We start from the raw sequence: 13,847 nt of genomic DNA, 5'->3' as shown, positions 1-13,847 counted from the left end.
CGGCGATCCTCCCACGCGTCGCTCAGGACAGTCCCGCCGCTCGCAGCAGCGCGGTGGTCGCGGCGGCTCCCAGCACCACCACCGGGAACGGCGCCGGCTTCCCCCAGGCGCTGTGCCTGCCTCGGCCGAGGGGTATCCCCATCGCCAGCACGCCCCCGACCAGCACCCCGGCAGGCCGGGCCCACCCCGAGAAGCCGCCGCCCTCCGTCAGCGCCCCCGTCGCGAGCAGCGCCACCAGCAGCACCACCGCCGCGGCGGACAGCAATTTCTGTACACGGGCGGGGAGTTCGACACGCCCGTGCAACGCCGGGCCGACGAGCCGGAAGGCGTACGTCCCCACCGCCAGCACCAGGATCACGGCGACCGTGGCGTTCACGCCGCCACCTCCTTGCGGCCGTAGCGGACCAGCCCCGCCAGTGCCAGCAGCACCGGCACGCCCGCCGGGACGGCCGGGGTCACCGCCAGGGCCAGCGCGGCGCCGAGCAGCGCGCACCGGCGGATGCGGGTGTCCGCGCGCAGGGTGGGCAGGACCAGCGCCACCAGGACGGCCGGGAAGGCGGCGTCGAGCCCGTACTTCGCCGTGTCGCCGAGCGCGGTCCCGGCCAGCGCACCGGCCAGGACGCCGGTGTTCCAGGCGGCGAACAGCCCGAGTCCGTTCACCCAGAACGCCGCCCGGCGCCGTTCGGGGCCGGGCTGGGCGAGCGTGAAGGCCACCGTCTCGTCGGTGACGAGGTGGGCGCCGACCAAGCGGGTGAGCCGGCTCCGGCCACCGAGGACGTCGGCGACGGCGAGGCTGAAGGCGGCCGTGCGCGTGTTCAGCAGCAGCCCGGTGGCCGCCGCGGCGAGCGGCCCGCCCCCGGCCAGCAGCACGCCGACCGCGCTGAACTGCGCCGAGCCCGCGTACACGATCAACGACATCGCCACCGGCACCCAGAGCGGCAGCCCGCCCGCCACCGAGATCGCGCCGAAGGAGACGCCGACGACTCCGCTCGCCAGCCAGACCAGTGCACTGTCGCGCACCAGGGGTGTCATCATCGGTGTTCGGAGGAGCGAACGCATGTTTCCCAGAATGAACAGACGGGCGACGGTTCGTCAAGCCGAACGAACGTACCTGTAGAGCGAACGACGGGAAGTGAACCGGATGAGCGAGCCCCTCACGTGGATCGCCGTCGCCCTGCGCCGCGAGCGCACCCGGGCCGGGCTGTCGCTGTCGGAGCTGGCCAAGCGGGCGGGGATCGCGAAGTCCACGCTGTCCCAGCTGGAGGCGGGCAGCGGCAACCCGAGCGTGGAGACGCTGTGGGCGCTGGGCGTCGCGCTCGGTGTGCCGTTCAGCGTGCTGGTGGAGCCGCCGGCGCCGGCCGTCCAGGTGATCCGTGCGGGTGAAGGGCCCACGGTCGCCTCCGAGCGGGCGGACTTCGTGGCCACCCTGCTCTCCGCCAGCCCGCCCGGCGCCCGCCGGGACATCTACCACCTGCGCGCGGAACCGGGCGCGGCCCGTGAGTCGGACCCGCACATCCCGGGGACCGTGGAGCATCTGGTCGTCAGCACGGGCAGGGTGAAGGCGGGTCCCAGGGGCGACGAGGCCGAGCTCGGGCCCGGCGACTACATGTCGTACCGCGGGGATGTGCCGCACTCCTACGAGGCGCTCGCGCCCGGGACGACGTTCCTCCTGGTCATGCAGCACATCTAGGGCCGCGGGAGGCAAAAGGCAGGAGCCCCGTCGCCTTGCGGCACGGGGCTCCTTGGGTACTGCTATCTGTTCCGGATCAAAGCACCAGGCTCCGAGACCGAATGATCAGACGGGGGTGACGTTCTCCGCCTGCGGGCCCTTCGGGCCCTGGGTCACGTCGAAGGAGACCTGCTGGTTCTCCTCCAGCGAACGGAAGCCGCTCGCGTTGATCGCGGAGTAGTGAACGAAGACGTCGGGGCCGCCGCCTTCCTGGGCGATGAAGCCAAAGCCCTTTTCGGCGTTGAACCACTTCACGGTTCCGGTAGCCATAAGCCCTCCTTGGGCCCAAAGGGTTGCCCTGCTCCAGAACCCTGCAAGTGTGAAAACAAAGTCCCGCACAACTGCATACGTCTGAAAACGACGAGAGCCTGCGGTTACATGCTCCGCAGGCTCTGTACTGCAAGGGAAACCAAACTGCAACTTGCGGCGAGCCTAGCACGCAGGCAGCCGAAAGCAATAGAGGTCAAGATCACGTCACTCGGACGTTTGAGTGGCCCGTTTCGTGTTGACGGGGCCGACGCCCGTCTCGGTGACGAGGTGAATCCGACACTCGGGTGACGGGCGGTTGTGACGAGGGTGTCACGACCCTGAAGGCTGCACGCTACCTCATGGGGTCTAGTCTCGCGATGTGGACAATTCTCGCACCCGGCCGCGCGTAGGCCACATCCAGTTCCTGAACTGCCTGCCCCTGTACTGGGGGCTCGCGAGAACGGGCACCCTGCTCGATTTCGAGCTCACCAAGGACACGCCGGAGAAGCTCAGCGAGCGCCTGGTGCGCGGCGACCTCGACATCGGGCCGATCACCCTGGTCGAGTTCCTGCGCAACGCCGACGATCTGGTCGCCTTCCCCGACATCGCCGTCGGCTGCGACGGCCCGGTGATGTCCTGCGTGATCGTCTCGCAGGTCCCGCTGGACGAGCTGGACGGCGCCCGCGTCGCCCTCGGCTCGACCTCGCGCACCTCGGTGCGGCTGGCGCAGCTGCTGCTCGCCGAGCGCTACGGCGTCCAGCCCGACTACTACACCTGCCCGCCCGACCTCAGCCTGATGATGCAGGAGGCGGAGGCCGCCGTGCTCATCGGGGACGCCGCGCTGCGGGCGAACCTGCTGGACGGGCCCCGCTACGGGCTGGAGGTGCACGACCTCGGGGCGCTGTGGAAGGAGTGGACGGGGCTGCCGTTCGTCTTCGCCGTCTGGGCGGCGCGCCGGGACTATCTGGAGCGCGAACCGGTCATCACCCGCCAGGTCCACGAGGCGTTCCTCTCCTCCCGCAACCTCTCCCTGGAAGAGGTGAGCAAGGTCGCCGAACAGGCGGCCCGCTGGGAGGCCTTCGACGAGCAGGTCCTGGAGCGGTACTTCACCACCCTCGATTTCCGGTTCGGCGGCCCGCAGCTGGCGGCGGTCGCGGAGTTCGCGCGCAGGGTGGGACCGACCACCGGATTTCCGGCGGATGTGAAGGTGGATCTGCTCCAGCCGTGAGGCGCGCGGGGATTCCGCACTAATCTGCTGACGGTTCCTACGGGGGAGGAGTGGACGCGGATGCAGCCGCTCGGAGTTGACGAACCCAGGGTCGTCGGGCCGTACCGGCTGCTCGGCCGGCTCGGTTCCGGCGGCATGGGGCGGGTGTACCTGGGGCGCAGCGCCGGCGGCCGCACGGTCGCCGTCAAGATCGTGCATCCGCACTTCGCCCTGGACGAGGAGTTCCGCGCCCGCTTCCGCCGGGAGGTGGAGGCGGCCCGCCGGGTGGGCGGCGCGTGGACGGCGCCCGTCCTGGACGCCGACCCGGAGGCGGCGGTGCCGTGGGTGGCCACGGCGTACGCGGCGGGTCCGTCGCTGACGTCCGCGGTCGCGGACTCGGGCGCACTGCCCGCCCCTTCGGTCCGAGCGCTCGGCGCGGGTCTCGCGGAGGCGCTGGCCGCGGTGCACGATCTGGGCCTGGTGCACCGGGACGTGAAGCCGTCGAACGTCCTGCTCACCCTGGACGGACCCCTGCTCATCGACTTCGGCATCGCCCGCGCCATGGACGGCACCGCGTCCCTGACGTCCACCGGCGTCTCGATCGGCTCCCCGGGCTACATGTCGCCCGAGCAGATCCTCGGCAAGGGGGCCACGGGAGCGGCGGACGTCTTCTCGCTCGGTGCCGTGCTGGCGTACGCGGCGACCGGGGGGCCGCCCTTCTCCGGGGACTCCTCGGCGGCACTCCTTTACAAGGTGGTGCACGAGGAGCCCGAACTCGACGCGCTGGACGGCGAGCTGCGGGAGCTGGTGGCGGACTGCCTGGCGAAGGAGCCGGGCGCCCGGCCCGCCCCGGGTGAGGTGGCCCGGCGCCTGGCTCCGCAGGGCGCGGCTCGCCTGGTCGCGGGCGGCTGGCTGCCCGGGCCCCTGGTGGAGCAGGTCAGCCGCGGCGCCGTGCGCCTGCTGAATCTGGAGGCGGGGGACGACGTCTCGTCCGGGCCGGTGCGCTTCGACCTGCCTTCCGTCGGAGCGGTGGACACGACGGCCGGCGGTGCGGGGGCCGGGCGGGCGACGGTGGGGGAGTTCGGCCCGCCGCCGGTGATGGGTCCCGGGCCGGTGTCCGCGTCGCCCTCCGCCATGTCCACACCGCCGCCGCCCGTCCCGGCCTCCCCGCCGTCGGGAGCCGTTCCGGTCGTCGTACCCGAACCGCGTGACGCTCCGCCCCCGCAGGACGCCGTCCCCGCCGCCGAGCGCCGGCCCGGCAAGCTCGCCGTGTCCGTCGCGGCGACCTCGACACCGGGGGAGGGCGGGCGCGGGCGCAGGATGAGCTGCACGGTGGCGCTGGCCGTCGCGGGCGCGCTGGCGGCCGTGACCGTGGGGTCGGTGTTCGTGTTCGAGCTGCTGCCCGGCGGCGAACGGGACGGCGCGAGCGGGGACTCCGGAGCCGCCTCGTCCCAGGCGCCCCAGCAGTCCGCCGAGCCGGCCGGGAACGCCGTACCCGCCGGCTACCTCGGCACCTGGGAGGGCAAGGCCACCGCCCTGGACGGCGCCCTGCCGGCCGGTACCTTCCGGCTCACCGTGCACAAGGCCGAGGTCGGCGACGAGGTGGGCACCCTGCGGCAGACCGATCTGCTCGGCGGTGTCTGCAACGACGTACTGACCCTGAAGAAGGCGTCGGCGAAGGAGCTCGTCGTGACGTCCGTCGGCCGCAAGGACAACCACGGCGGCTGCAACCCGGCCCCGCACACCGTCCGGATCACCCCGGCCGGCGATGATCTGGTGTACCGGTCGGAGAGCGGTGACGAGGGGAATCCCGAGGCACGGCTGTCCAAGGCCGGGCGGTGACGGGCGAGTCGGGGTGAGCACACTCGGCGTGGTCGCCGTCGCCGCGCTCTGGGGCCTGGCGGCCGGGCTGCTCCTGCCCCGGGCCGCCTACCGGTTCTCCGCGCCGGACGAGGAGGGGTGGCGGGAGCACTGCCCCGGCGGGCATCCGATACCGGGCTGGCTCGGCCGGGCCCGGTGCGCGCGCTGCGGGCGGGGCACGTCGTACGGCACCGGCGCCGCCGCGCTCGCCGTCGCCACCGCCCTGGTCTGCGCCGCCCTCGCCGCCGCCACCGGCACCCGGCCCGAACTGGGCGTCTGGCTGGTGCTGGCGCCGGTCGGCGTGCTGCTCACGGTGGTCGACTTCCGGGTACGGCGGCTGCCGAACCCGCTGACGCTGGCCCTCGCCGGGGCCGCGCTCGGGCTGCTCGGCCTGGTCGCCCTGGTCCCCGAACACGCCGGTGACTGGCCGACCGCCGCGTGGGGCGCGCTCGCGCTGGGCGCCGGGTACTACGCGCTGCACCTGATCAACCCCGGCGGCATGGGGTTCGGTGATGTGAAGCTCGCGCTCGGGGCGGGGGCGGCGCTGGGCTGGTACGGGTGGCCGACGGTGATGCTCGGGACGTTCGCCGGGTTCCTGCTCGGGGCGCTCTACGGCTGGGGACTCGTCGCGCTGCGGCGGGCCGGGCGCAAGTCGGCGATCCCGTTCGGGCCGTTCCTGCTCGGCGGGGCGCTCGTGGGACTGCTGATCGGGGCCTACGCGGCCTGACGTCCCGCCCGTGAAGCGCCTGGCATCCCGCGCGTGAACGGCCTGACGTCCGTCCCGTGAACGGCCTGGCGTACGCTGGTTCGGTCCGCTGCCAACAAGGTGGATCAGTCCACAACCCTTGACGAAAGGGACGCCCCGGTGACCGAGAAGGCCGACCTTCAGTCCGTCCTCGACCGTGCCGCCGCGGGTGGGCGCATCACGCCCGACGAGGCGCTGGACCTGTACCGCGACGCCCCGCTGCACGCGCTGGGCGCCGCCGCCGACGCCGTACGCCGCCGCAGGTACGCGGGCACCGAGCACATCGCGACGTACATCATCGAGCGCAACATCAACTACACGAACGTGTGCGTCACGGCGTGCAAGTTCTGCGCCTTCTACGCGCCGCCCACCGCCAAGGACAAGGGCTGGACCCGCGACCTGGACGACATCCTGCGCCGCTGCGCGGAGACCGTCGAACTGGGCGGCACCCAGATCATGTTCCAGGGCGGCCACCACCCGGACTACGGCGTCGAGTACTACGAGAAGCACTTCGCCGCCATCAAGAAGGAGTTCCCCCAGCTCGTCATCCACAGCCTGGGGGCGAGCGAGGTCGAGCACATGGCGCGGATCTCGAAGGTGAGCGTGGAGGAGGCGATCCAGCGCATCCACGCGGCCGGTCTCGACTCCTTCGCGGGCGCCGGCGCGGAACTGCTCCCCGAGCGCCCCCGCAAGGCCATCGCGCCCCTCAAGGAGTCCGGCGAGCGCTGGCTGGAGATCATGGAGACGGCGCACAGGCTGGGCGTGGAGTCCACCTCCACCATGCTCATGGGCACCGGCGAGACCAACGCCGAGCGCATCGAGCACCTGCGGATGATCCGTGACGTCCAGGACCGCACGGGCGGCTTCCGGGCCTTCATCCCCTACCTCTACCAGCCGATGAACAACCACCTGAAGGGCCGCACCCAGGCCACGATCTTCGAGTACCTGCGGATGATCGCGATCTCCCGGCTCTTCATGGACAACATCGCCCACATCCAGGGCTCCTGGCTGACCACCGGCCAGGACGCGGGCCAGCTCACGCTGCACTACGGCGCCGACGACCTCGGCTCGGTCATGCTGGAGGAGAACGTCGTCTCGGCGGCCGGTGCCAGGCACCGCTCCAACCTCCAGGAGATGATCGACATGATCCGCACGGCGGGCCGCGTCCCCGCCCAGCGGAGCACGACGTACGAGCACCTGGTCGTGCACGACGACCCGGCGAACGACCCCGTCGACGAGCGGGTCATGTCCCACATCTCGTCCACGGCGATCGCGGGTGGCACGGCCCACCCCGAGCTGAAGATCCTCGCCTCCAACTGACGTACCCGTGCTGACGATCCACGCGGACTCCAGGGGGCGGGCGCTCGCCGTCAAGGGCGCGTGGATCGCCGACGCCGGGCGGGCGGAGGACCTGGTCGCCGCTCATCCGGGGGCACGGGTGCGGCAGTGGCCGGGCATCCTCACGCCCGGCCTGATCAACCTCCACGGCAACGAGCTGCTGGAGCAGGCGTACCACCCCGATCCGCGCGAGGCCGACGAGCTGGGCACCGAGCCGCTGACCGGCGCCGCGCTCGCGGCCCTCACCATGGACGACGCCCGCTGGGGCGCGAGCGCCCGGCGCGGAGTGCAGCGCATGCTGGCGCACGGCACGGTCCGCGCGGCCTGCGAGGACCTGACCAACCGCGCGGTACGCGACGCCGTGCACCGCTCGGGCCTGGCGGTCATGGGCAGGCTCGGCCGCCCGGCCGGGACGCCGGCTCTCGATCCGTATGCCTCCGGGATCCCGGTGGAGTTCGCGGAGCCGCGGGAGCGCGACTCCGCGGCGAGGTTCGCGGTGTTCGACGTACGGGACGAGTCCGAGCTCGCGGAGCGGGGCGCGGGGACGTGCGTGGCGACGGTGGTGGACGGCCGGCTGCTGTATCGGCGGCGCTGAAGGGTTCCGGGGGCGCGGGGAACTGCGCGATCAACCACGAACGACCCGCGTCCCGCGTACGTCGGAAGCCCCCGAGCTCACCCCGGGCTCACCCGAGCTCACCCCGAGAACGCCTCCGCGAACGCCCCGCTCTCCTGATCCACCCCACTGCAGTTGGTCAACTCGTCATCGTCGGAGTCGGCACCGCACTGCTGATCCCGGAACGTCGCCCACATGGACACCCACCCGATCCCCTTTTCGTCGGCGAACTCCCGTACCTGCGCCGCGTCGTCGAGCGTGAACGTCTCGTTGTCGACGTCATTCGTACCGAGCATCGACGTCAACGCCAGCGCCTTCCAAGCGGTGGCGTCCGACGTACCGAAAACCTCCTTCAGCTGAGAATGGGCGGCCTTCGCGGAAGTGATCGCGTAGTCCCCCATGTCGTCGCCGTACGACTCGCCGTAATTCATCGTCATGATGTTCACGGTGGAGACCTGGACATCGTGCTCGTTGGCGGACTCCAGCAGCGCCACGCTGTCGTCGTCCAGCCCGGACGGCATCACCGGCAGAGTGAAGGAGACCTCCACCTCGCGCTCCTTCTGCAGCAGCGCGATCGCCTCCGACCGCAGATCCACCGAGTCCGAGTCGCTCAACTCGTCGCCCTCGATGTCGAAGTCGGCCTGCGAGGAACCCGCCGCGTCCAGCGCCTCCCCGTACGCCTGCGCCAGCTCCGAGGCGCTGTCACAACTCGCCGCCAGCTCCTTGCCGGACGCCCCGCCGAAGGAGACGCGCACGGTGGCGCCGTCCTGAGTGAGCTTGGATGTACGGGACTTCACGGCGGAGTCGGAGAGGGCGGTGGTGCCGTTCCACTTCGGCGTGCAGTCGCTGCCGTCCGAGATGACGAAGGCCAGGTTGTACGTCGACGGAGAGCCGGCCGAGTCCTGCGCGGAGGCCTCGGTGGCGCTGACATAGGGCGCGTACGACGTGCCCGACGAGGCGCTCTCGGAGGGCGACGCCTCAGCTCGCGAGGTCGTCGGCGGGGCCGCATCCGCCGTGCCGCCGGAGCCCGCGGAGCACCCCGTGACGGCCAGTGCGACCACACAGATGAGACAGGCCGCCGACTTCCCTGGGTACGTATGCATGACGGCAAATCTCTCATCATTTCGCGGCCGTCGTCCAAATTCTCAGGCAGAGGACAGGCTCAGGCATTTCTCATGGGCGTCTCACATAAAAAGAGAGCTGTTGGCACATAAAGGCTCCCTAACATCCGGGGAATGCATTCCGAGCCTGCCATCGAAAACCGCGCCGCAGAAACGCGTGTGCGCGGTCGTCGCCGCAAACGCGGCAACGGGTCCGCAGAGGGGCCCGTGTTCGTTGACAACTCCGGACGCCGCTCCAAGCTGCTGCGGCGCCTCGGCCTCCTGCTCGGCGTCGCCTGTCTCGGCTACGCGGTGGTGCTGGGCATGGCCTTCATGGGCATCGGCACCTCGCTGAACCCGTCGCAGCTGCTGCCCTTCGCGAACGGCCAGGGCGGTCCCGGCGGCACGGGCCCGGGCAACGAGCCCCAGGGAGGCCGCGGCAACCCCGTCACCCTGCCCAGCGGTACCCCGTCGGCGCCGCCCTCGGGCGCCCCCGCCCCGTCCGCGTCCGCCGACGCGTCCGCCAACTGACCCGGAGCGCAAGGCCCACTCATGACCACGACGACGCCCTCACGTCGCCGCCGCCGCGCCCCCACCCGCATCGAGCGGGTGGCCGGCAAGGCCGCGGCCCTGCAGAAGCCCCGGGTCATCCTGGCCGCGCTGCTGCTGCTCGCGCTGACCAGCGTCATGCTGCTCGACGGCTATCTGCGCGCCGAGGTCGGCGGCGACCAGCGGGTACGCACCGGGGCCAGCTCGGGCGAGGTCCCCGACAAGGTCCTCGACGGCGGTCCGATCCTCACGTTCCGGGGTGGTCAGGCCACCACCGTGTCCGTGCCGGACAAGACGATCGCGCTCACCTTCGACGACGGCCCGAACCCCACCTGGACACCGCAGGTCCTGGCGATCCTCAGGAAGTACGACATCCCCGCCACGTTCTTCGTGGTCGGCTCGATGGTCTCGCGCTATCCGTCGATCGTCGCGGACATGGTCGACGAGGGAAACGAGGTGGGCATCCACACCTTCACCCACGTCGACCTCTCGTACCAGAGCGACGCCCGCGTCAACCGCGAGATGCAGCAGACCCAGCTCGCACTGGCCGGCGCGGCCGGCATCACCACGACGCTGTTCCGGGCGCCGTACTCCTCGGAGACGGACGCCATCGACAACTACAGCTGGCCCGTCTACAAGAAGCTCGGCGAGGACGGCTACACCAGCGTCTTCGTCGACACCGACAGCGACGACTGGAAGCGGCCGGGCGTCTCGAACATCATCAAGTGGGCCACTCCGGACGACGGCGAGGGCGCGTCCGTCCTCTTCCACGACGCGGGCGGCGAGCGCTCGCAGACGATCAAGGCGCTGCCGCGGTACATCGAGAAGATGCGGGCGAAGGGGTACACCTTCACCACGATCAGCGGCGCCCTCCGGAAGCAGGAGACGGCGAACGCCCCTCAGGCCGGCCAGGCGCAGCAGGCGCAGGGCGGCCCGAACGGACAGGCCGGTGCCGTGGGCGCGGGGTCCGGCACCTCGAACCTCCAGGCCGCGCACCGCGAGGCCACCGGCGCCACCCTCTACGAGGGCAAGGCCCTGATCGGGGCGGTCGCCGTCGCCGAATGGACGGTGCCGGTGCTCTCGGTCGGCCTCCTCGTCGTCGGCGTGGCCGTCATGGGCCGCTTCGGCATGATGCTGATCCTCGCCCGGCGCCACTACCGGCAGCGCAACAGACGCCGCTTCAGCTGGGGACCACCGGTCCAGCGGCCGGTGAGCGTGATCGTCCCGGCGTACAACGAGAAGGAGTGCATCGCCAACACCCTGGAGTCGCTGGCGCGGAGCACCCACCCGATCGAGATCATCGTGGTCGACGACGGCTCGACGGACGGCACGTCCGAGATCGCCCGCAGCGCGGCCATGGACCTCGGCATGACCAACGTCCGCGTCATCCGCCAGGAGAACGCGGGCAAGCCCGCCGCGCTGAACAACGGGGTACGCAGCGCCAGTCACGACATCGTCGTGATGATGGACGGCGACACCGTCTTCGAGCCGGACACCGTACGGCTGCTCGTGCAGCCCTTCGCGGACCCGGGTGTCGGCGCGGTCGCCGGCAACGCCAAGGTCGGCAACCGCGACACCGTGATCGGCGCCTGGCAGCACATCGAGTACGTGATGGGCTTCAACCTGGACCGCCGCATGTACGACCTGCTGCGCTGCATGCCGACCATCCCGGGCGCGATCGGCGCGTTCCGCCGCGAGGCGGTCCTTCAGGTCGGCGGCATGAGCGAGGACACCCTCGCCGAGGACACCGACATCACCATCGCCATGCACCGCGCGGGCTGGCGGGTCGTCTACCAGGAGCACGCACGCGCCTGGACCGAGGCGCCCGGTTCGCTGGGGCAGCTCTGGTCGCAGCGCTACCGGTGGTCGTACGGCACCATGCAGGCGCTGTGGAAGCACCGCAGGTCGCTGACGGACAAGGGTCCTTCGGGCCGCTTCGGCCGGGTCGGCATGCCGCTCGTCGTGATCTTCCAGATCGTCACGCCGGTCTTCGCGCCGCTGATCGACGTCTTCACCGTCTACTCGATGATCTTCGTCGACTTCCGTGCGGCCCTGCTGGCCTGGCTCGCGGTGCTGGCGGTGCAGTTGCTGTGCGCGGCGTACGCCTTCCGACTGGACCGCGAGAAGTACCGCTATCTGCTGATGATGCCGCTGCAGCAGCTCGCCTACCGCCAGATGATGTACCTCGTCCTGATCCACTCCTGCATCACGGCGATGACGGGCGGCCGGCTGCGCTGGCAGAAGCTGAAGCGCACCGGCGAGGTCGGGACGCCGGCGGGGGCGGGCCGATGAGCTGGGAGCAGCAGCCGGGGTACGGGCAGCAGCCGGGATACGGGCAGGAACCGGGATACGGGCAGGAACCGGGGTACGGGCGGCAGCCGGGGTACCAGCAGCAACCTGGGTACGGGCAGCACCCGGGGCAACAGCGGCAGCCCTATGAGCAGTCCGGCTATCCGGAGCCGTACCAGCAGCCGGGGCACCAGCAGGGGTACGGTCAAGGGTACGGGTACCCGGGTTACACGCATCAGCCGTATCCCCAGGAGTACGCCGACCACGACCAGGGACCGGCGCAGGCGACGGCACCCCTGCCCGTGGTGGAGCAGGAACCGGAGCCGGAGCCCGAGGCCCCGGCGCCGCCCGCAGCCGCCGAGGCGGAGGAGGAGAAGCCTCCGCCTCGGCCCCCGGGCCGGGACCGCTACTTCGACACCCTGCGTGCCGTCGCCCTGATCCGCGTCGTCACCTACCACACCTTCGGCTGGGCCTGGGCGGGCATGGTCCTCCCCTCGATGGGGATCATGTTCGCCCTCGCCGGCAGCCTCATGGCGAAGTCCCTCGAACGCCCCGCGCCGAAGGTGGTGCGCGGCAGGCTGCGCCGGCTGCTGCCGCCGTTCTGGTTCTGGGGCTTCTTCGTGGTCGTGGCGATGCTGATCCACGACTGGATGCCGGGCTGGCAGATCGTCTACTGGATCGTGCCGCTGGGCGATCCGCCGGGCAACGCGTGGGCCGAGCAGGCCTGGGAGATCCTCTGGTACCTGCGGACGTATCTGTGGTTCGTCCTGCTGTCACCGCTGCTGCTGCGGGTGTTCCGGTCGGCTCCGGTGGCGGTGCTGCTGCTGTCGCTGGTGCCCGTCATCGTCCTCCACTTCGCGTGGGAGCCCCCCGACGACCGCCTCGGCAGCGCGCTGACCGACCTGGCCACGTTCCTGTTCTGCTGGATCCTCGGCTTCGCGCACCGCGACGGGGTGCTGGCCCGGCTGAGGCCGTTCGCCGTGGCCGTCCTGTCGCTCGCCGCCATCGGTTTCGGCGGCTGGTACGCCTTCACGCACCAGGCCGAGACCGGTTCCTACGACCTGGACGACATCCCGCTCGCCCAGGCGTTCTGGTCGGCCGGCTTCGTGACGCTGCTGATGTACGCGAAGGACTTCTTCGGCATCGACTTCGCGTGGCTCGCCCGCTTCCGCCGTCTCGACCGCCTCGTCACCGTCTTCAACGCCCGTGCCGTGACGATCTACCTCTGGCACGAGATCGCCCTGATCCTCGCCGTCCCGCTGATCGACCAGTTCTGGAACGTGCCCGCGTTCGAGACGTACCTGCCGCTGGAGAGCCAGTGGTTCATGTTCGGCGTCGGCTGGATTTTGATCGCCGTCTTCGTGCTGCTGTGCGGCTGGGTGGAGGACGTGGCCGGGAAGAAGGAGCCGAAACTGCTCCCGGGAGGCCGTACTGCGACCCCGGACGGCCGTACTGCCACAATGGGCCCGTGACCCGCGCATCCCTGGACAAGCAGCCGCACGAAGTCGCCTCGATGTTCGACAACGTGGCGGAACGGTACGACCTGACCAACGACGTGCTGTCGCTCGGCCAGGACCGCAGATGGCGCAAGGAGGTCGCGAAGGCGGTCGACGCCCGCCCGGCGCAGAAGATCCTGGACCTGGCCGCCGGTACGGCCACCTCCTCGCTGCCTTTCGCACAGACCGGTGCCTACGTCGTCCCGTGCGACTTCTCGCTCGGGATGCTCCAGGTCGGCAAGCGCAAGCACACCTGGCTGCCGTTCACCGCCGGGGACGCGACGAGGCTGCCGTTCCAGGACGACACCTTCGACGCCGTGACGATCTCCTTCGGACTGCGCAACGTCCAGGACTTCGACGCCGCGCTGCGCGAGATGTACCGGGTGACGCGCCCCGGCGGCCGGGTCGTGATCTGCGAGTTCTCGCACCCGACCTGGGCGCCGTTCCGCACCGTCTACACCGAGTACCTCATGCGGGCCCTGCCCCCGGTCGCGCGCTCGGTGTCCTCCAACCCCGACGCGTACGTCTACCTCGCCGAGTCCATCCGCGCCTGGCCCGACCAGCCGGCCCTGGCCGAGCGCCTGCGCAAGGCGGGCTGGTCGAAGGTGGCGTGGCGGAACCTGACGGGCGGGGTCGTGGCCCTGCACCGGGGCTTCAAGCAGGACTGAACAC

General features: G+C 71.1%; 14 protein-coding genes. 10 read left to right on the top strand and 4 right to left on the bottom strand.

Features of this window, described 5'->3' with window-relative positions; translation table 11 throughout:
- Positions 1 to 22 precede the first annotated feature (22 nt).
- Positions 23 to 376 (bottom strand): AzlD domain-containing protein, encoded by a 354-nt coding sequence (locus ACGFW6_RS22535; RefSeq protein ID WP_393512526.1) that lies wholly within the window; start codon positions 374 to 376, stop codon positions 23 to 25.
- Positions 373 to 1,059, bottom strand: coding sequence for an AzlC family ABC transporter permease (locus ACGFW6_RS22530; RefSeq protein ID WP_393512523.1), 687 nt, complete (start codon positions 1,057 to 1,059; stop codon positions 373 to 375). Before ACGFW6_RS22530 ends, ACGFW6_RS22535 begins: the two co-directional genes overlap by 4 nt.
- Positions 1,060 to 1,141: 82 nt before the next feature.
- On the opposite strand from ACGFW6_RS22530, the gene ACGFW6_RS22525 reads away from it, so the two are divergent.
- On the top strand, positions 1,142 to 1,690 hold the full coding sequence (locus tag ACGFW6_RS22525) for a helix-turn-helix domain-containing protein (protein ID WP_393512520.1): 549 nt from the start codon (positions 1,142 to 1,144) through the stop codon (positions 1,688 to 1,690).
- Between the two features lie 105 nt (positions 1,691 to 1,795).
- Here the strand turns inward: ACGFW6_RS22525 and ACGFW6_RS22520 are convergent, their stop codons facing one another.
- Positions 1,796 to 1,999, bottom strand: a complete 204-nt coding sequence (locus ACGFW6_RS22520) for a cold-shock protein (RefSeq protein WP_003992177.1) — start codon at positions 1,997 to 1,999, stop codon at positions 1,796 to 1,798.
- Between the two features lie 358 nt (positions 2,000 to 2,357).
- On the opposite strand from ACGFW6_RS22520, the gene ACGFW6_RS22515 reads away from it, so the two are divergent.
- The 5 genes from ACGFW6_RS22515 to ACGFW6_RS22495 all read left to right on the top strand — a co-directional run bounded on the left by ACGFW6_RS22515 (position 2,358) and on the right by ACGFW6_RS22495 (position 7,723).
- Positions 2,358 to 3,206 carry a menaquinone biosynthetic enzyme MqnA/MqnD family protein gene (locus ACGFW6_RS22515; protein WP_393512517.1) on the top strand — a complete coding sequence of 283 codons (849 nt, stop codon included), beginning with the start codon at positions 2,358 to 2,360 and terminating at the stop codon, positions 3,204 to 3,206.
- Positions 3,207 to 3,266: 60 nt separating this feature from the next.
- Positions 3,267 to 5,027: a serine/threonine-protein kinase gene (locus tag ACGFW6_RS22510; RefSeq protein WP_393512514.1), complete on the top strand. Its 1,761-nt coding sequence runs from the start codon at positions 3,267 to 3,269 to the stop codon at positions 5,025 to 5,027.
- Positions 5,028 to 5,040: 13 nt separating this feature from the next.
- Complete coding sequence (locus ACGFW6_RS22505; RefSeq protein WP_393512511.1) at positions 5,041 to 5,772, top strand: prepilin peptidase; 732 nt, start codon at positions 5,041 to 5,043, stop codon at positions 5,770 to 5,772.
- A 138-nt stretch (positions 5,773 to 5,910) separates the two neighbouring features.
- Complete coding sequence (gene mqnC, locus ACGFW6_RS22500; RefSeq protein ID WP_393512508.1) at positions 5,911 to 7,110, top strand: cyclic dehypoxanthinyl futalosine synthase; 1,200 nt, start codon at positions 5,911 to 5,913, stop codon at positions 7,108 to 7,110.
- Positions 7,111 to 7,117: 7 nt separating this feature from the next.
- Entirely contained in the window at positions 7,118 to 7,723 is a 606-nt protein-coding gene (locus tag ACGFW6_RS22495; protein WP_393512505.1) for a hypothetical protein, read from the top strand.
- 98 nt (positions 7,724 to 7,821) lie between these two features.
- Here the strand turns inward: ACGFW6_RS22495 and ACGFW6_RS22490 are convergent, their stop codons facing one another.
- Positions 7,822 to 8,844 (bottom strand): chitinase, encoded by a 1,023-nt coding sequence (locus tag ACGFW6_RS22490; protein WP_393512502.1) that lies wholly within the window; start codon positions 8,842 to 8,844, stop codon positions 7,822 to 7,824.
- A 225-nt stretch (positions 8,845 to 9,069) separates the two neighbouring features.
- Here ACGFW6_RS22490 and ACGFW6_RS22485 point away from each other — a divergent pair, with 225 nt between their 5' ends.
- Genes ACGFW6_RS22485 through ACGFW6_RS22470 form a run of 4 tightly spaced genes read left to right on the top strand, consistent with a single transcriptional unit; the run spans position 9,070 to position 13,843 of the window.
- Positions 9,070 to 9,372 carry a hypothetical protein gene (locus ACGFW6_RS22485; protein ID WP_393512499.1) on the top strand — a complete coding sequence of 101 codons (303 nt, stop codon included), beginning with the start codon at positions 9,070 to 9,072 and terminating at the stop codon, positions 9,370 to 9,372.
- A gap of 21 nt (positions 9,373 to 9,393) precedes the next feature.
- Positions 9,394 to 11,682, top strand: coding sequence for a bifunctional polysaccharide deacetylase/glycosyltransferase family 2 protein (locus tag ACGFW6_RS22480; protein WP_393512496.1), 2,289 nt, complete (start codon positions 9,394 to 9,396; stop codon positions 11,680 to 11,682).
- Positions 11,679 to 13,151 carry an acyltransferase family protein gene (locus ACGFW6_RS22475; RefSeq protein ID WP_393512493.1) on the top strand — a complete coding sequence of 491 codons (1,473 nt, stop codon included), beginning with the start codon at positions 11,679 to 11,681 and terminating at the stop codon, positions 13,149 to 13,151. The genes ACGFW6_RS22480 and ACGFW6_RS22475 overlap by 4 nt, the downstream gene beginning before the upstream one ends.
- Positions 13,148 to 13,843 carry a demethylmenaquinone methyltransferase gene (locus ACGFW6_RS22470; protein WP_393512490.1) on the top strand — a complete coding sequence of 232 codons (696 nt, stop codon included), beginning with the start codon at positions 13,148 to 13,150 and terminating at the stop codon, positions 13,841 to 13,843. The genes ACGFW6_RS22475 and ACGFW6_RS22470 overlap by 4 nt, the downstream gene beginning before the upstream one ends.
- Positions 13,844 to 13,847: the final 4 nt, after the last annotated feature.

Origin of the sequence: Streptomyces sp. Y7 (assembly GCF_043195415.1) — a bacterium.
Classification (GTDB): Bacteria; Actinomycetota; Actinomycetes; order Streptomycetales; family Streptomycetaceae; genus Streptomyces.
The sequence above is the reverse complement of the archived record's forward strand: the minus strand, read 5'-3'. Positions and strand labels throughout refer to the sequence as shown.